The following is a 17,072-nucleotide window of genomic DNA, read 5'->3' on the forward strand; positions in this document are numbered from 1 at the left end:
CGCCAGCCCGGTCTGCCGCATTGCGCGCGCACCGCAATGAGGATCATGTCGCGCCCCACCACCTCTTCCCCTCCCTCGTCGACTCTCCGCTCCCTGCTCCGGCTCGTCCCGTTCGCCCGGCCGGTGCTGTCGCGCCTCGTGCTCGGCGGCGTCAGCGCGCTCGCCGCCGCCGTGCTCGCCCTGCTCATCCCGATCGCCCTGGAATGGGTCGTCGGCGGACCGATCGCCTCCGGCGCGGTCCCCGCGATCGTCTGGGGCGCCGGGGTCGTGCTCCTCCTCGGACTCGCCGAGGCCGGGATGGTCTGGCTCCGGCGCTGGCTCGTGCTGGGTCCGGCGACGAGCGTCGAGTACGACCTCCGCACGGGGTTCTACGATCGCCTGCAGCGTCTGCCCGTGGAGTTCCACGACCGCTGGCAGGGCGGGCAGCTGCTGAGCCGCATGATGCAGGACATCAGCCTCATCCGGCGCTGGATGGCCTTCGGGCTCATCATGCTCGTCGTCAACATCCTCACGATCGTGATCGGCGCCGCGCTGCTGTTCCAATGGCACTGGGCGCTCGCACTCGTGTTCATCGCCGGCGGCGTCCCGATCTGGTACCAGGGGTTCCGCTTCGAGCAGACGTACGGCCTGCTGAGCCGTCAGAGCCAGGACCAGCAGGGGGACCTCGCCACGAGCGTCGAGGAGAGCGTCCACGGCATCCGCGTGCTCAAGGCCTTCGGGCGCGGGCCGCACGCCCTGCGCCGCTTCACCCGGCAGGCGGAGACCCTGCGCGCCACGGAGATGAGCAAGGCCGGGGCCGTCGCCCGCATCGACCTGTGGCTCGTCGCGATGCCGGAGCTCGCGTTCGCCGCCTGCCTCCTGCTCGGCATCTGGCTCTCCTCCGTCCAGGAGATCACGGTGTCGCAGCTCTTCGCGTACTTCGCGATGGCGACGATCCTGCGCTGGCCCATGGAGTCGATCGGCTTCCTCTTCTCCTTCCTCCTCGACGCGCGCACGGCCACCGACCGCGTCTTCGAGGTGTTCGACGAGATCGACACGATCGCCGATCCGGAGGAGCCGCGCACGCTGTCCGCGCCCCGGGGCGCGCTCGCGTTCGAGGACGTCCACTTCCGCTACCAGGACGCCAGGGCGTCGGAGCCCGACCTGCTCGACGGCATCGACCTCGCCCTCCGTCCCGGCGAGACGATGGCCCTCGTCGGGCTCACCGGCTCGGGCAAGACGACGCTCACGACGCTTCCCACGCGTCTCTACGACGTCACGGGCGGCCGCGTCTCGCTCGACGGCGTCGACGTGCGCGACCTGTCGATCGTCGAGCTGCGCACGCACATCGCGACCGCCTTCGAGGACGCGACGCTGTTCTCCGCATCCGTGCGCGAGAACGTGCTCCTCGGCCGCGACGACCTCGACATCCGCTCCCCGGAGGGTGAGCGGGTGCTGCGGGAGGCGCTCGCCGTCGCGCAGGCGGACTTCGTCGCCGACCTCCCCGAGGGCGCCGAGACGATGATCGGCGAGGAGGGGATGAGCCTCTCCGGCGGCCAGCGCCAGCGCCTCGCGCTCGCACGCGCCGTGGCGGCGCATCCGACCGTCATCGTCATGGACGACCCGCTCTCGGCGCTGGACGTCGACACGGAGGAGCGGGTGCAGATCGGGCTGCGTCGTGTCCTCGACGGCACGACGGCCCTCATCGTCGCGCATCGGCCCTCGACGGTCGCGCTCGCCGACCGCGTCGCGCTCCTCGAGGGCGGCCGCATCACGGCCGTCGGCACGCACTCGGAGCTCATGGCGGCCTCCGCGCACTACCGCAGCGTCATCTCGAGCTTCGAGCGCGAGGACTCGGAGGACAGGGCCCGGCGCATGGACCCGGAGCGCGAGTTCGATGTGGTCACGGGGGCCATCCCGATCCCGGCGGCGGACGGCGGCGACACGATGCACGAGACCGACGAGGAGACGGCCCGATGAGCGACACGGTCCACGGAACCGCAGGCGAGGACCGGTCCGACTACACGCGGGAGGAGAACCGCGCCATCCGGCGCCGGTCGTGGCTGCTGCTGCTGTCGCTGCTGCGTCCGCTGAAGGGCCAGGTCGCCCTCGTGGCCGTCGTGGTCGTGCTGCAGACGGCGATACGCGTGCTCGGCCCCGCCCTCATCGGCATCGGCATCGACCAGGCGCTGCCGTCGGTGCTCGACCACGCCGACTGGGGACCGGCGTGGATCGTCGGATCCGTCTACGTCGTCACGGCCGTGGGCGGCGGCCTGCTGCTCGCCTGGTACGACCTGCTGGCGGCACGGGTCACCCAGAACGTCCTGCTCGATCTGCGCACGCGCGTCTTCCGCCACACGCAGCGGCTGAGCCTGGAGTTCCACGAGACCTATACGTCGGGGCGCATCATCTCCCGTCAGACGAGCGACCTCGACACGATCCGCGAGCTCCTGAACGGCGGGCTCAACCAGCTCGTCCACGGTGTGCTCTACGGCGTGTTCACGTTCATCGCGCTCGCCCTCGTCGACTGGCGCTCGTCCCTCGTGCTCGTCGTCGCGTGCGTGCCGCTGGCGATCCTCATGCGCTGGTTCTACGTCAACTCCCAGCGCACGTACCGCGTCTCGCGCGTGGTGAGCGCGAAGCTCATCGTCAAGTTCGTCGAGACGATGACGGGGATCCGCGCGGGCAAGGCGTTCCGCACCGAGCCGCGCAACGAGGAGGAGTTCGGCGGGCTGTCCCAGGAGTACCGCGAGGTCAACATGCGCTCGCTCCGTCTCTTCGGGACCTTCGAGCCGGGACTCATGGCGATCTCGGCGGCCGCGATCGGCGCCGTCGTGCTGTGGGGCGGCGTGCGCGTCACGACGGGCGAGTTCACGGCGGGGCTGCTGCTGAGCGCCGTGCTCTACGTGCGGAACTTCTTCAGCCCGCTGCAGGAGGTCGCGATGTTCCTCAACTCCTTCCAGGCCGCCGCGGCCGCCCTCGAGAAGGTCTCCGGCGTGCTGGAGGAGGACCTCACGGTGCCCGATCCGGTGTCGCCCGTCGCGCTGCCGTCCGCGCAGGGGCACGTCCGCTTCGACGACGTCGCCTTCGGCTACGCGGGCGGGCGCACGATCCTCCCCGCCTTCGACCTCGACATCCCCGCGGGTCAGACGGTCGCCCTCGTGGGCACCACGGGCGCGGGGAAGTCGACGCTGGCGAAGCTGCTCTCTCGGTTCTACGATCCGACCGGGGGGAGGATCACGCTCGACGACGTCGACCTGCGCGATCTCGACGGACGCGACCTGCGCCGCGCGATCGTCATGGTCACCCAGGAGGCGTACCTCTTCAGCGGGACGGTCGCCGACAACATCGCGCTGGGACGGCCTGACGCCTCGCTCGAGGAGATCAAGGCGGCCGCACGCGCCGTGGGGGCCGAGGCCTTCATCGAGTCGCTGCCGGACGGCTACGACACCGATGTGAACAAGCGCGGAGGCCGCGTCTCGGCCGGCCAACGGCAGCTCGTCTCGTTCGCGAGGGCCTTCCTCGCCGATCCCGCCGTGCTCATCCTCGACGAGGCGACCGCCTCGCTCGACATCCCGTCCGAGCGGATGATCCAGGACGCGCTGCAGACGCTGCTCGCCGATCGCACGGCCATCATCATCGCGCACCGCCTCTCGACGGTCGCGATCGCCGACCGCGTGCTCGTCATGGAGCACGGGAAGGTCATCGAGGACGACGCCCCGGACGCCCTCATCGCCGGCACGGGCAGGTTCGCCCAGCTGCACGCGGCGTGGAAGGAATCGCTCGTCTGACGTCCGGAACGGAGAAGGAGGGCGACGGGGTCTCGATGGGGGAGGGGTATTCGAGGCCCCGCCGCCGGCCATGGGTCAGCACGTGTCCTGGCGGCCGTGCTGAAATCGTTTCATCGGGGCGATCATATCGCCGTCGTCTCGCCTAGAAGCGGATCTCGGCAATGATCTCACCGTACTCGGTCTCGCCCACGGGGGAGAAACCGACACGGTGGAAGAACGCCTCCGGACCGCCCTCGCCCGCCTCGTAGATGACGTCGAGATGGTCGAAATCGCGTCGCTGCGCCTCGGAGAGCAGCGCCTCGACCGCGAATCGTCCCACGCCGCGCCTCTGCTCGTCCGCGTCGACGTTGATGCGCCACAGGACCGACCGGAAGTAGTCGGGAGCGGCCTCGGGGTCGAAGTTCGCGCTGACGAACCCCACGACCTCGGAGCCGTCGAGCACGACGCGCTGCCACGTCGTCTTCGGGTTCACGACGGAGGCGGCGATGCCGTAGGAGACGGGCGCGAGGAACTGCTCCTGGCCTGGCTTGAGCGACAGGGTGTTCACCTGGACGATCGTGTCGGCCGAGAGCTCGACGAGGCGCAGTTCGGTCATACCCTCAGGCTAGCGTCGAATCAGGCGTGGACCCAGACCTCGGTTCCCGTCTGCGCGAAGTAGTACACGCGCTCGGCGGCCGCGACGGTCATGTTGACGCAGCCGTGGCTCATCAGCGCGCCCGCGCCGAAGTTGTCGTGCCAGTAGGTGCCGTGGAAGCCCTGGTCGCCGTTGAAGTAGGTGACCCAGGGCACGTCCGCCGTGCAGTAGTCGAAGCGTCCTCCCGGGACGTAGTCCCCGTCCGCGTCGCACGATCCCATGTCCTGGATCGTGAGCTGCCCGTAGACCGTGAAACGGCCCTCCTGGGTGTCGTAGCCGGGCCTGCCGAGCGCGATCGAGTAGGTGTCGACCACCTGGTCGTTCTCGTAGAGGATCGTCGTCCCCGCGCTCTTGTCGACCTCGATCCAGCGGTAGAGCTCCGTCGTCTCGAACGGGACGGCCTCGACCGGCACCTCGTACGCCCCGTCGCCGGAGGCGAGCTGCTCCGAGAACGCCGCGGCGACGCCGTCGGTGGAGGGGAGCCCCCAGCCGTCCTGGCCCTCCTGGATGACCCGGAGGTGCTCGCCCGAGGAGTTCGTCACGACCTCCTCGTTCACGACGTCTCGGTTGACCTGCTCCGGCAGGCCGTCGACGACCTGCTGCACGGCGGCCTCGTCGACGGACACCTGGAATCCGTCGTCCTCCGTCGTGACGGTGATCCACGAGGCCACCTGGGAGGGCTCGAGGTCGATGACCTCCTCGCCGTCGACGTAGAAGCCGGCGTCGGCGACGAGCTGGTTGAGCGTCTCGACCTCGGCCTGCGCGTCGGCCGTCGTGACGGCGGGGGCGACCTCGCTCGTCTGCGCCTCGACCGTCACATCGCCCGTGGTCTCGCTGAGGGCCGTGGAGATGCTCGCCGCGAGCGCGTCGACGTCCACGCCGGAACCGGCCTGCGCGTCGACGGCGGTGTACGCGCCGGCGCCCTCGTCGTAGGCGACCTCGGCGTTCACGGGATCGGTGAACAGCTCGGGGGCGGCCTCGGCGAGCGCCGCTCGCGCGGTCTCGGCGTCGACGGTCACGTCGACCGGGATGGAACCGGGGTTCCACGCCCCGACGTTCCACAGCGGATGGTCGCCGAAGGCCTGCTCGGCCACGGCCTGCGCATCCGCCGAGACCCCGAGCTCGGCGCCGGTCAGGGTGACGTCCCCGGACGGGGCCGCGACGGTGATCTCCGTCGTGGCCAGGCTGTCGTCGATCGTCTGCGTGGCACCGCCCGCGGTCTGCCAGCCGACGTCGGCACCGGCGGCGACGACGCCCGGGGCGATGAGGATCGCCGAGCACACGGCGGCACCCGCGACGATGAGGCCGCCGGGGATCCCCAGCCACAGGCCGAGGTGCCGTCTCTTCCTCTCGGGCTCAGCGGGGGCCCACTCGACGGGGGCGCCGGCGCCGAGCGCGCCGTCGTCCCCGCCCGCGGCGGGCTCGGGCTTTGTCACGAGATCCGTCATCTTCAATACCCCCAGAGGCGCGCCGGAAGAGGCGTGGTCCGTCGCTCCATGCTACGCGGGCGTGCCGGGATCGGGCGCGCCCGACGATCACGATGTGAGCACGATCGCCGAGTCTGTGCTACCGCTGTGCCCGGCGGGCCGGGTCGCGCTCCTCCTCGCGTCACCCGGTGTGCGCCGCCCGCTCCGCGAGCGACCGGCGCAGCGGGGCGAGCCGCGCGATGCTGTCGTCGAGCCCGCCGTGCCGCGACGAGAGCAGCCAGGCCTCGCGCTGGGCGTCGAGCAGGGCGTCGAGCCGGTCGAGCAGGAGGCCCGCGGCGACGCGGTCGGACGCCGCGGGCTCGCGGGCGAGGATCCCGTCCGCGAGCAGATCGACGGCGAAGAGGGCGAGGTGCACGGCCTGCCGGATCTCGGTGCGGACGGCGGCGGCGTCGGGGGAGGCGGGCCGCGCCGCATGCAGGTCGTCCAGCGCCTCCCGCAGCGTCGTCCGCGCCGCCTGCAGCGCGTCCGGGGCGGGGTGCTGCTCGGCGGGGAACCCCTCCGCGTCCAGCAGCACGCGGAAGAGCGGGCTCGCGTTGAACATCGGCACGTCGAGCTGCGCCGCCACGCCGCCGACGGCGGTGAGCACCTCGCCGATCAGGCCGGTCTCGTCGGCGAAGACCCTCGTGTTGAGGACCTCGGAGAGGTCGAGGCCGCGGTTGGCCTCCAGGCCCCAGCTGACGGCGGCCCCGTAGACGATGGGCCCGTACGACATCACGGGCGGGTCGTACATGCCGTGGTCGCCCCATGCCGTGATGAGATAGCCGCCGGAGCCGTGCTCCAGGCCCACGGCCGCGGCGTCCTCCAGGTTCTCGACGGCGTTGTCGAGCCGTCCCACGAGGGACAGCCATGTGCTCGTCCCCGGCGCCACCCAGAAGGACGTCCCGCTGTCGATGAGCGGACGGGCCCGGTCGACGAAGCCGGCCGTGAGCGCGGCGACGTCCACGCCGTGCGCGAGCAGCCGCCGGCGCTCCGCCTCCGGCATGCGCTCCACCGAGGCGCGCATGAGCGACGGCGAGTCGTACTGCCACACGATGGGGATGGCGCCTGCGGGCACGCGCGACGCGACCTCGGGGTGATTGGCGAGGATGTCCGCCCAGAACTCCACCGAGTAGCCCCGATCCAGCCAGGGGGAGATGACCTGGGCGAGGTACTCGACGTAGACCGTGCCGAGCCCCTCGCGCTCCGCCCGCTCGCGACTGGCCCCGAGCCCCAGCTCCCAGGTCTCGTCGGCGCCGACGTTGACGCGCCGCGAGCGCAGGTGCGACGTCAGCTCCTCCACGAGACCCGTCACGAAGGCCGCGTTGTCCGCCGTCGGCGCGAGGGTCGACGGCGGACGCAGCTGATCCCCGATCTCGACGGGCTCGGCGATCTCGCCGCGGTCGCGATAGGCGTCGTGCGCGAGCCAGCGCTCCCAGTGGCCGAAGGTGTTCTGGTTCGCGACGAGCTCGATGCCCCTCGACGCGCACAGATCGTCGAGCCAGCGCACGTCCTCCGGCGTGAGGGGGGAGGCGTCGCGCCAGACGGCCTCGTGCCCGCTGTAGGCGAAGGCGTGCTCGAGGTAGAGCTCGAACTGGTTGATGCGGGCGAGCGAGAGGACCTCGACGAGCCGCGCCAGGCTCGCACGGGTCGGCACGCGGTCGCGGCTGACGTCGAGCATGAAGCCGCGTCGCCCGAAGTCGGGCCAGTCCTCGATCTCGGCGGCCGTCTGCTCCGCGGCGGGCAGGCCCCGCAGCTGATCGAGCGTCTGCTGGGCATAGCGGAGCCCGGCGGCGTCCGCGTAGTCGAGGGCGACCGCGCCCGCGGCGTATCGCAGCCGGTAGCCCTGCGGGGGCAGCTCGGGGTCGTGGCGGACGCGCACGGCCTCGTCGGCGGCGGGCGGGGCGGCGTCGATCGGCGTGAGGGATCGGGGGGCGGGGAACAGCGACGGTGTGGACAAGACGAGATGCCTGCTTTCTTCTGGGATGCGGATGGTCAGCCCTTGACGGCGCCGGCGACCATGCCGCGCGCCATCGTCCGCTGGACGAACACGAAAAGGACGATGACGGGGACGGCGACGAGGACGGACCCGGCCATGACGCCGCCCCAGTCGGTGCCCTGCATCCCCTGCTGGAAGGTCTGCAGCCACACGGGAAGCGTCGTCGAGCCGCCCGAGGAGAGCATGACGAGGGCGAGCGTGTACTCGTTCCACGCGACGAGGAAGCCGAAGACGCCGGTCGAGACGAGGCCGGGGCCGAGCAGCGGCAGCGTGACGCGGAAGAAGGCGCTCACCTTGCCGCACCCGTCGACCATGGCGGCCTCCTCGAGCTCGATCGGCACCCCGTCGACGAACCCCTTGAGCATCCAGGTGATGAACGGCAGGACCGTCCCCACGTACAGCAGGCTGAGCCCGAGGACGGAGTTCAGCAGCCCCCACGAGTCGAGCATGCGGTACTGGGAGATGAAGAGCGCCTCGGCGGGGATCATCTGCACGACGAGGACCGCCACGATCATCCCCGCCCGTCCCCGGAAGCGGAACCGGCTGAGCGCGACCGCCGCGAGCACGGCCGACAGCAGCGAGACGGCGACCGCGAGGAGGCTCACCCTGGCGCTCGTCCAGAGCGACGACCAGAACGTCGCGTCGGCGAGCACTCCGGCGTAGGACGACAGGGTGGGGTCGACGGGGAACAGCCGCGGCTCGCTGATGCGCAGCAGGTTCGGGTCCTGCAGCGAGGCGTTGACCATCCAGTAGATGGGGAACACCCAGACGAGCGCCAGGACGATCGCGACGATGCTCGCGACGCTCCTCGTCGTGGAGCGGCGACGGCGTCTCGGGCGCGAGGCGGACAGGACGAGCGAGGTCATGCGAGGTCTCCCTGCTTGCCGAGCTGGCGCACGTAGCGCCACGTGATGACGAGGAGGACCGCGAGCATGACCATGGCGAGAGCCGACGCCATGCCGTAGTCGCCGCCCGCGATGCCGGTGTTGTAGACGTAGGTGCCGAGCAGGTGCGTCTGCGTGGCGTCGCCGCCTGCCCGCTGCAGCACGTGGATCTGGGTGAAGACGCGCAGATCCCAGATGATCTGCAGGATGCCCAGCAGCAGGATGACGGGTCTGACGAGCGGCAGCACGACGCTCGCGAGCTGGCGTCGCAGGCCCGCGCCGTCGAGCTGCGCGGCCTCGACGAGCGACGGGTCCACCTGCGTCAGCGCCGCGAACGTGGAGAGCGTGACGAGCGGAACGCTCGCCCAGACGATGACGCTGCCCGCGACGGCCCAGAACGTGAAGGGGCTCGCGTGCAGCCAGTTGAAGCTCTGGAACCCCGACAGGCCGAGGCCGGTGAGCACCTCGTTGACGAGGCCGTTCCTCTGGTCCACCAGCAGCTGCCAGACGGTCAGCGCCGCGACCGTGGGCGTGGCCCAGGCGAGGACGAGGCCGATCTGGAGCGCGAGGCGCGCGGCGGGCCAGATGTGCTGCATGAGCACCGCCAGCGCGACGCCGACGAGCATCGTGAGGCCCGCGCAGAGGAAGCAGAAGAGGAGGGATCGCAGCAGGACGAGCCAGAAGTACGGATCGGTCGCGATCTCCGCGTAGTTGTCGAGGCCGACCCAGTCGGCCGGCTGGCCGAACTGCTGGGCGAGGCCGAACTGCTGGAAGGACATGATCAGCTGCTGCACGAGTGGGTACCCGAGTGCGAGCACGACAAGGGTCACGGGCAGGGCGATCAGAAGATAGGGGGCGGCCTTCTGGGCGCGCCGTCCCCGGCGTCCCGCGGCGGGGACGTGGACGGTCTGGGCCGGAGGCGCCTGGGCGCTCTCCCTGTCCTCGAGCTGCATCGTCATCGTTCGATCCCTTCACGGGGCGCCCGCCCGCGGCGGGCGCCCCGACCGGCTTCAGTCGTTGAGCATGTCCTCGAGCTGCGCGTCGACGTCCGCTCCCACGGTCTGGACGTCCTCGCCGTTCGCGATCCGGGTGAAGATGCTCGCGGGCACCTGCGCGCTGTCGGCGACGCCCCAGGCCGGGGTGTTGGGCGTGAGCTTCGAGGCCTCGACGGCCGTCGTGGCGAACTCCGCGGTGACGCCCTCGAGGGCTCCCGCGTAGTCGAGGTTCCCCGGCACCCAGCCCCCGTCCGAGGCGAGCATCGACTGGAACTCCTCGCTGTAGATGAGGCTCATGGCCTCCTGGGCGAGGCCCTGGTTCGGAGAGGCGGCCGAGATCGCCATGTTCGAGCCGCCCGCGAAGGTCACTCCCGGCTCGCCCGCCTCGAGCCCGGGAAGCGCCATCACGCCGACCTTGCCCTCGTCCCAGAGCGACTGGTCGATGCGGGCCTCCGCGTAGTTCAGGTAGGAGAGGAAGCCGATGCGGCCCTCGTTGAACAGCTCGGGCGCTGCCTGGACGGCGTCGTTGGAGTCGAGGTCGTACTCCGAGCCCTCCAGGAAGATGCGCTGGATGGCCGTGAGCGCCTCCTGCGACTCGGGGGTGGACAGCGCGCCCTCCCAGGTGCCGTCGGAGCCCTGCACGGCGTAGTCGCCGCCGTAGGTGAAGAGCAGCCCCTCGAGCGTGTGCGGGTCGGCTGCGGCGAGGTACATCCCGGTGAAGTCGTCCGTGCCCTCCGGGTTGGCCTCGTTGAGGGCGATCGCCGCGTCGGCGAGCTCGTCGATCGTGGTCGGCACCGCGATGCCCGCGGCCTCGAGCAGGTCGGTGCGGTAGAAGATGACGCGGGCGCCCTGGTACAGCGGCGTCGCGTAGACGACGTCGTCCCAGGAGCCCGCCTCGATGCCGCTGGCGACGAGGCTGTCGCCGCCGAGGTCGCCGAGGAGGTCGTCCAGCGGGGTGAACGCGCCGACCGAGGTGAACGTCGAGGCCTGCGTGTTGCCGACCTCCACGAGGTCGGGGGTCTCGCTTGCGCTCGGCAGCGCCGTCTGGAGCTTCTCGACGATCCCCGGCCAGGTCTGGATCTCGACGCTGAGCGTCGAGCCCTCGTTCTGCGCGGCGAACTCGGTCTGCAGCCATTCGACGGCGGTGTCGGGGATGGAGCTCTCCATGAACCAGACCGTGAGGTCGGCCGTCGCGTCGTCTCCGCCGCCGTCCGCGGTGTCTCCGGAGCCGCACGCGGTCAGGGCGAGAGCGCTCGCCGAGGCGAGGGCGAGGAGGGGGAGCGTCTTCTTCATGGTGTGTCCTCTCGTGGGTGATCTTCCTGGTGCGGGGTATCACGCGGGGCCTTCGTCGTCGAAGCGCCCGACACCTTGGAGGAAAGTATGGACACCTAACTAACAAAATGGAAGAGTAGGCATGAAGTTGCTCGGAGAGTTTTCCTCCGTGAAACGTCCGTCTCCCGGCGAAGGTCGTCGAACCGTCGAAAGGACCGTCATGGGCGCCTCGTCCGCTCTCTCGCGTCGTGCCAGGACCGGCACCCGCCAGCTGCCCGAGCACGCGCGCGTGCACAACAGGGCCCTCGTCCTCACGACGCTCTTCCACGAGGGGGCGATGAGCCGCGCGGACCTCGCGCGTGAGACGGGGCTGACACGGGTGACGACGTCGGACCTCGTCGCCGAGCTGGTGCGCGACGGTCTCGTCCTCGAGCTGGGGCTGCGCGCGCCCTCGGGGCCGGGCAAGCCGGCCCTCCTCGTCGACCTCGATCGCACGGGCCTGCTCGTGGCCGGGATCGACCTCTCCGGCGCGGACGAGTACGTCGGCGCCGTGATGGACCTCACCGGGGCGGTCCGCACGCGGATCTCGTCGCCGCGGGCGACGGGGGAGACGAGCGAGGAGGCGCAGGCGACCGTCGTCTCCCTCGCCCGGCGGCTCGTCGAGGCGCCGGGCGGCCGCCTGCTCGGCGTGGGCGTCGCCTCGCCCGGCGTCGTCTCCGCCGACGGCGTCGTGCTGGAGGCGCCCAACATCGGATGGAACGGCGTGCCGCTGCGGGAGCTGCTCGAACGCGAGCTCGGCGTCGTGGTGAGCGTCGGCAACGACGCGAACGCGGCCGCTCTCGCGGAGTACACGCTCGGCGGCGGCGAGCCCGATCTCATCCTCGTGCGCATCGCACGCGGCGTCGGCGCGGGTCTCCTCCTGCGCGGGGAGCTGGTCGCCGGACGCCACGAGGCCGCGGGCGAGATCGGGCACGTGCCCGTCGGCTCCGGGGGGCCGGAATGCGCGTGCGGCAACCGGGGCTGTCTCGAGGCGTGGATCGCGATGCCGCGTCTCCTGGAGCAGCTCGACGGGGCGCCGGAGCCCGACGCGGTCCTCCGCGATGCGGGAGGACGCCTCGGGATGGCGCTGGCGCCCGTCGTGGGGGCGCTCGACGTGTCGGACGTCGTCGTGGCCGCGCCGCCGGAGCTGTACGACGGCGTGCTGCTCGACGCCGCGCGGGACATGCTGCGCGAGCGCACGCTCGGACGCTTCCGCTCGCGTGTGCGGATGCGCATCTCCGAGCACAACGACGACATCGTGCTGCGCGGCGCTCTCGTCATGGTCCTGTCGACGGCGCTCGGGGTCTCGTGAGCGAGATCCTCGCGGGAGGCGCGGTGCGCATCGGTCTCGACATGGGCGGCACGAAGACCGACGCCGTCGCCCTGGACCGCGACGGCCGCATCGCCGCGCGGGCCCGCATCGCGACCGAGCACGGTGCCGACGGAGCCGTGGCGACCGCCCTGCGCGCGCTCGAGGCGCTGGACCGCGGCGGCGCGGCGCGGCGTCCGGCGTCCATCGGCATCGGGGTTCCCGGGCAGATCGACGGCGGCCGGGTGAGGCACGCGGTGAACCTGCGGGTGACGGATCTCGACCTCGGCGGAGAGGTCGAGCGCGCGACGGGGATCCCCGTCCGGGTCGAGAACGACGTCAAGGCCGCGGCCCTCGGCGCGTCCGCGCTGCGTCGCGGCGCGCGTGCGGACGCGCTGAGCGAAGGCGCGAGCCGCGCGGCGGACGCCGACGTGATCGCGTACCTCAACCTCGGCACGGGGACGGCGGCCGGCATCGTCGCCGCGGGACGGCTGTGGCGCGGCGCAGGAGGCGCGGCGGGGGAGATCGGGCATCTGTCGATCGATCCCGCCGGCCCCGTGTGCGTGTGCGGGCAGCGGGGGTGCATCGAGACCTACACGGGCGGCGCGGCGATCGCCCGTCGCTGGGGACGCGGCGGGGAGCTGCCGGTGCGCGACGTCTTCGACGCGGCCGACGCGGCCGACCCGCACGCCGTCGCGCTGCGCGACGGCCTCGCGCGCGGCGTGGCGGCGGCCGTCCGGCTGCTGGTCCTCGCCGTCGACGCGCGGACCATCGTGATCGGCGGCGGTCTCGCAGCCCTCGGGGACCGGCTGCTCGCCGTCGTGAACGCGGAGCTGATCCCCTCCGGTGCGGCGTCGCCGTTCATCCGCTCGCTCCGGCTCGCCGAGCGCATCGAGCTGCTGCCGCCGGCCTCGGCCGCGGCAGCCGTGGGGGCGTCCCTCGTCGGCCGCGGCGAGCCCGTCGCCTCGTCGCCGACGCTCCGCACGTGAACGCTCCCCGTCTGACAGGGTGGTCCTATGGCTGAAGTCGTGATCGTCTCCGATGCGTCCGTCGCGGGGGGTGTCGTCGCGGACGAGATCGTGCGCGTGGTCCGGTCGCGTCCCGATGCCGTGCTGGGGCTCGCCACGGGGTCCACGCCGTTGCCGGTGTACGAGGCGTTGCGTCCGCGCCTGGGGGGTGTGGACGTGTCCCGGATGCGCGGGTTCGCGCTCGACGAGTACGTGGGCCTGGACCCCTCGCATCCGCAGTCGTACCGGTCGGTCATCGCCCGGGAGGTCGTCGAGCCGCTCGGCCTGGACCCCGCGCGCATCCGCACGCCCGACGGGTCCCTCGAGGGCATCGCGCACGCCGGCGAGGACTACGAGGCGGCCATCGAGGCGGCCGGGGGCGTGGACCTGCAGATCCTGGGCATCGGGACGGACGGCCACATCGGCTTCAACGAGCCGGGATCGTCGTTCGCGTCCCTCACCCGGGTGAAGACGCTGACCCGGCAGACGCGGGAGGACAACGCGCGCTTCTTCGACCGCATCGACGACGTGCCGATGCACTGCATCACCCAGGGTCTGGGCACGATCCTGCGCGCACGACACCTCGTGCTCCTCGCGTTCGGGGCGGGCAAGGCCGAGGCCGTCGCCGGCGCCGTCGAGGGCCCCGTGACCGCGTCGCTGCCGGGCTCGGCCATCCAGCTCCACCCGCACGTCACCGTCCTCGTCGACGAGGACGCCGCCTCCGGCCTGCGCGACGCCGACTACTACCGGTACACGTGGAACAACAAACCCGCCTGGCAGACGATCTGACGCGGCGAGGTCATCCCACCGCCCGGAGGTTGTGCAGCACCCCGATCACGACCGCGAACGCGCCGACCCCGACCCCGAGCCAGGGCAGATCGAGTCCCCAGAGGGCGATGGTCGCGGTGAGGAAGACCGCGAGCTCGACGAGCGCCCGCAGGAAGGGATGAACGGGAAGGACCGCCTTCGGCGAGACGAACAGGGCCCAGGCGAGGATCGCGAGCACGGGTGCTCCGATCCCCGCGACGACGTTCCACGGAAAGGCCCACGCGAGGAAGCCCCAGGCCGCGATGCTCGCGAACGCGAGCACTTCGGAGAGGAGCCGCAGCACGTCGAGGAGCGTGATGCGGCGGGATCTCACACCGGGCGTTCCTGCGGCGAGAGCGGCGGAGTCGGGCATGGACTCCAGTCTAGAACCGCACGCTCAGGCCTCGGATCCCGGCTGCGACTCCTCGATCGTGGTGGGAGGCCCGCCCGAGACCGCTTCGCGGGCGAGCGCCTCGAGGTCCTCGTCCGTGGCGGCGATCTGCGCATCGTGGAGGCGCTGCGCGAGCATCCGCGACACCCCCGACTCCGTGAGCCGGTCCGTCGAGAGGTCGGCCTGCACCTGCACGAGGATGCCGCGGATCCGTTCGTCCGCCGATGCCGCGGGGACGTCCTCGCGCGGCTCGGTCTGCGCGTCCTCCCGCCCGAGGGCGGGGTCCTCGGGCAGGGCGGGGCCGACGCCCGCGATGTCGTTCTGCTCGCCGGAATCGGGTGATCCGTCCACCTCGCCCTCGACGTCCACGAGGTCGGTCGCTCCGCTGTCGGCTCCGCCCCGGCCCGCGGGGACGCTCCCGTCCGGTGTGATGTCTCCCTGGCCGTCCTCTCCGAGATCCGCGGCGAGGGGGTCGTCGCCCTGCGTCTCGGGTGCGAGGTCGTCGCCGGCGGGTTCCTGGTGAGTGCTCATCGTGCTCCTCCTGTCGTCCGGCGGTCTCAGCGCTCGTCGTCGTCGACGTCGGCGTCCGCCTCGGGTGCGTCCGCATACCCCTCGTCGGCGTCGCGCCGGTCGTCCGGCAGGACGGCGTGGTCGAGCGCCGCGTCGGGGAGAGGGCCGCGGTCGTCCGCGAGCTCTTCGGGATCGCGGTCGTCCTCCAGCGCGTCGAGCTCCGCGTCGTCGGGCACCTCGCGGCGCTCCGGCGGCTGGATGGGTCGGGTCTGGATGTCGGGGTCGGTGCCCTCGGCGTTCGACATGGCGTCCTCCTCGTTCGATGTGGGGTCCACTGTGCGCCGGTGCGCTCCCGATCTCCACGGGGTTGACACCGCGCCGCGCGGTGCTCGATGTCCCGCGGTGGTCGATGTCCCGCGGTGGTCGATAGGGTGGCAGCGAGACCGTCCGCGCCCGACGGGCCGGCATCGCGGCGCGCCGCGGACCGTCGCAGCGAAGGGGGTAGTGCATGGACGGGTTCCTTGCCACAGCCGGAGGCGTCGGAGTCGTCGTCGCGATCGTGATCGTCGTGGTCGTCGTCGTGGTCGTCGCGCTCGTCGTGACGCTTCTGATGCGCGCGTGGTACAAGGTCGCGCGTGCGGACGAGGCGCTCATCATCGTCGGCAAGAAGCAGAAGGCCAAGGACGGCACGTCGTCGAACGTCGCCGTGATCCGCGGCGGCGGCGCGATCGTCAATCCGATCACGCAGCGCGCCGAGACGCTGTCGCTGCGCGCGCGTCAGATCATGGTGAAGCCGACGGCGCAGTCGATCCAGGGCGTGACGGTGGACGTCACGGGCGTCGCGCTCGTGAAGATCGGCTCGACGCCGGAGTCCATCGCGAGCGCGGCCGAGCGCTTCGTCTCGCAGGACGACGCCATCGAGGTCTTCACGACCGAGCAGCTCGAGGGCGCGCTGCGCGGCGTCGTCGCGACGCTCACCGTCGAGCAGCTCATGCGCGACAGGCAGGAGCTCTCGGACCAGATCGCCGCCCTCATCAAGAGCGATCTGGAGGACCAGGGACTCGTGCTCGACAGCTTCCAGATCCAGGGGATCACCGACCAGAACGGTTACATCGACGCCCTCGGCGCCGAGGAGGTCTCGAAGGTCAAGCGGCAGGCGGAGATCGCCCGCATCGACGCCGAGCGTCAGATCAAGGCCCGGGAGATCGCGACGAGCGAAGAGACGCTCATCGAGCAGACCGCGTTCGACCGCAACTCCGCCGAGGCCGCGGCCGACGTCGGGCAGGCGCGGGCGGAGGCCGAGCAGGCCGAGGCGCTCGCCCGCGCGAAGGCGCAGCAGGGCGTCCTCATGCAGGAGGCCGAGAACAAGCAGGCCGAGCTCGACGCCGACGTCAAGCGCGTCGCCGACGCGGCCCTCTACGAGCGGCAGAAGCGCGCAGACGCCGACGCCTACGCGCGCGTCAAGGACGCGGAGGCGCAGGCGCTCATCGCCGACCAGGAGGCGCGCGCGATCCGCGTGAAGGCGGAGGCCGACGCCGAGGCCGTGAGGCTCGAGGGAGACGCGAAGGCGGCGGCGATCGAGGCGGAGGCGGCGGCCCTGGCGAAGAACCAGGACGCGTTCCTCGCCCAGCGCGCCCTCGACGCTCTCGTGCCCATGATGACGGAGTTCGCCAAGGGCTATGCGAACGTCGGCAGCGTCACGGTGCTGTCCGGCTCGGGGTCGGAGGGGGCCAGCGGCCATCTCGCGGGCGAGACCGCCGTGGGGCTCCGCACGATGTTCGACAGCGTGCAGGCCGCGACGGGCGTCGATCTCGCGGCCGTCATCCAGGGCCATGCGATCGGCCGCGGGGTCGCGGCGGGCCAGCGGTCAGCGGCGGACGAGCCGACGACGCCGACGCGCGAGCCGAAGGCGCCCGCCGCGGGCGAGGCGACCGCGGACGCCGCACCGCCCGAGGCCGCAGGGGACGTCGACCCGGCCTCCGCGTAGCGGGC

Annotated in this window: 15 protein-coding genes; 6 read left to right on the top strand and 9 right to left on the bottom strand. The window is 71.8% G+C overall.

Annotation, left to right across the window (positions count from 1 at the left end):
* Positions 1-36 precede the first annotated feature (36 nt).
* Together N8K70_RS04795 and N8K70_RS04800 are read left to right on the top strand one after the other, a co-directional pair.
* Positions 37-1,959, top strand: a complete 1,923-nt coding sequence (locus N8K70_RS04795; RefSeq protein ID WP_317140473.1) for an ABC transporter ATP-binding protein — start codon at positions 37-39, stop codon at positions 1,957-1,959.
* Positions 1,956-3,770 (top strand): ABC transporter ATP-binding protein, encoded by a 1,815-nt coding sequence (locus tag N8K70_RS04800; RefSeq protein ID WP_317140474.1) that lies wholly within the window; start codon positions 1,956-1,958, stop codon positions 3,768-3,770. The genes N8K70_RS04795 and N8K70_RS04800 overlap by 4 nt, the downstream gene beginning before the upstream one ends.
* Before the next feature lie 142 nt (positions 3,771-3,912).
* On the opposite strand, the gene N8K70_RS04805 is transcribed toward N8K70_RS04800, so the two are convergent.
* The 6 genes from N8K70_RS04805 to N8K70_RS04830 all read right to left on the bottom strand — a co-directional run bounded on the left by N8K70_RS04805 (position 3,913) and on the right by N8K70_RS04830 (position 11,038).
* Complete coding sequence (locus N8K70_RS04805; protein ID WP_317140475.1) at positions 3,913-4,365, bottom strand: GNAT family N-acetyltransferase; 453 nt, start codon at positions 4,363-4,365, stop codon at positions 3,913-3,915.
* A gap of 20 nt (positions 4,366-4,385) precedes the next feature.
* Positions 4,386-5,852: a L,D-transpeptidase family protein gene (locus tag N8K70_RS04810; protein WP_317140476.1), complete on the bottom strand. Its 1,467-nt coding sequence runs from the start codon at positions 5,850-5,852 to the stop codon at positions 4,386-4,388.
* A gap of 160 nt (positions 5,853-6,012) precedes the next feature.
* Positions 6,013-7,827 (bottom strand): family 20 glycosylhydrolase, encoded by a 1,815-nt coding sequence (locus tag N8K70_RS04815; protein ID WP_317140477.1) that lies wholly within the window; start codon positions 7,825-7,827, stop codon positions 6,013-6,015.
* A 35-nt stretch (positions 7,828-7,862) separates the two neighbouring features.
* Positions 7,863-8,732, bottom strand: a complete 870-nt coding sequence (locus N8K70_RS04820; protein ID WP_317140478.1) for a carbohydrate ABC transporter permease — start codon at positions 8,730-8,732, stop codon at positions 7,863-7,865.
* On the bottom strand, positions 8,729-9,709 hold the full coding sequence (locus tag N8K70_RS04825) for a carbohydrate ABC transporter permease (protein WP_317140479.1): 981 nt from the start codon (positions 9,707-9,709) through the stop codon (positions 8,729-8,731). Before N8K70_RS04825 ends, N8K70_RS04820 begins: the two co-directional genes overlap by 4 nt.
* Positions 9,710-9,760: 51 nt before the next feature.
* Positions 9,761-11,038, bottom strand: coding sequence for an extracellular solute-binding protein (locus N8K70_RS04830; protein ID WP_317140480.1), 1,278 nt, complete (start codon positions 11,036-11,038; stop codon positions 9,761-9,763).
* Between the two features lie 199 nt (positions 11,039-11,237).
* Here N8K70_RS04830 and N8K70_RS04835 point away from each other — a divergent pair, with 199 nt between their 5' ends.
* From N8K70_RS04835 to N8K70_RS04845, 3 genes are read left to right on the top strand one after another with little or no spacing between them, the layout of a single operon-like run.
* On the top strand, positions 11,238-12,368 hold the full coding sequence (locus tag N8K70_RS04835; RefSeq protein WP_317140481.1) for an ROK family transcriptional regulator: 1,131 nt from the start codon (positions 11,238-11,240) through the stop codon (positions 12,366-12,368).
* On the top strand, positions 12,365-13,354 hold the full coding sequence (locus N8K70_RS04840; protein WP_317140482.1) for an ROK family protein: 990 nt from the start codon (positions 12,365-12,367) through the stop codon (positions 13,352-13,354). Before N8K70_RS04835 ends, N8K70_RS04840 begins: the two co-directional genes overlap by 4 nt.
* 27 nt (positions 13,355-13,381) lie before the next feature.
* A complete protein-coding gene (locus N8K70_RS04845) occupies positions 13,382-14,161 on the top strand; it encodes a glucosamine-6-phosphate deaminase (protein WP_317140483.1) in 780 nt (259 codons plus the stop codon).
* A 10-nt stretch (positions 14,162-14,171) separates the two neighbouring features.
* Here N8K70_RS04845 and N8K70_RS04850 read toward each other — a convergent pair whose 3' ends face one another.
* From N8K70_RS04850 to N8K70_RS04860, 3 genes are read right to left on the bottom strand one after another with little or no spacing between them, the layout of a single operon-like run.
* The gene (locus N8K70_RS04850) at positions 14,172-14,552 is read right to left on the bottom strand and encodes a YrdB family protein (protein ID WP_317140484.1); all 381 of its coding nucleotides are present in this window, start codon (positions 14,550-14,552) and stop codon (positions 14,172-14,174) included.
* Between the two features lie 24 nt (positions 14,553-14,576).
* Positions 14,577-15,101 carry a hypothetical protein gene (locus tag N8K70_RS04855; RefSeq protein ID WP_317140485.1) on the bottom strand — a complete coding sequence of 175 codons (525 nt, stop codon included), beginning with the start codon at positions 15,099-15,101 and terminating at the stop codon, positions 14,577-14,579.
* A gap of 26 nt (positions 15,102-15,127) precedes the next feature.
* The gene (locus tag N8K70_RS04860) at positions 15,128-15,385 is read right to left on the bottom strand and encodes a hypothetical protein (protein WP_317140486.1); all 258 of its coding nucleotides are present in this window, start codon (positions 15,383-15,385) and stop codon (positions 15,128-15,130) included.
* 203 nt (positions 15,386-15,588) lie between these two features.
* Here N8K70_RS04860 and N8K70_RS04865 point away from each other — a divergent pair, with 203 nt between their 5' ends.
* On the top strand, positions 15,589-17,067 hold the full coding sequence (locus N8K70_RS04865) for an SPFH domain-containing protein (protein WP_317140487.1): 1,479 nt from the start codon (positions 15,589-15,591) through the stop codon (positions 17,065-17,067).
* The last annotated feature ends 5 nt before the right edge of the window (positions 17,068-17,072 follow it).

The sequence above is a fragment of the Microbacterium sp. AB genome (assembly GCF_032878875.1).
GTDB classification, from domain to species: Bacteria; Actinomycetota; Actinomycetes; order Actinomycetales; family Microbacteriaceae; genus Microbacterium; species Microbacterium betulae.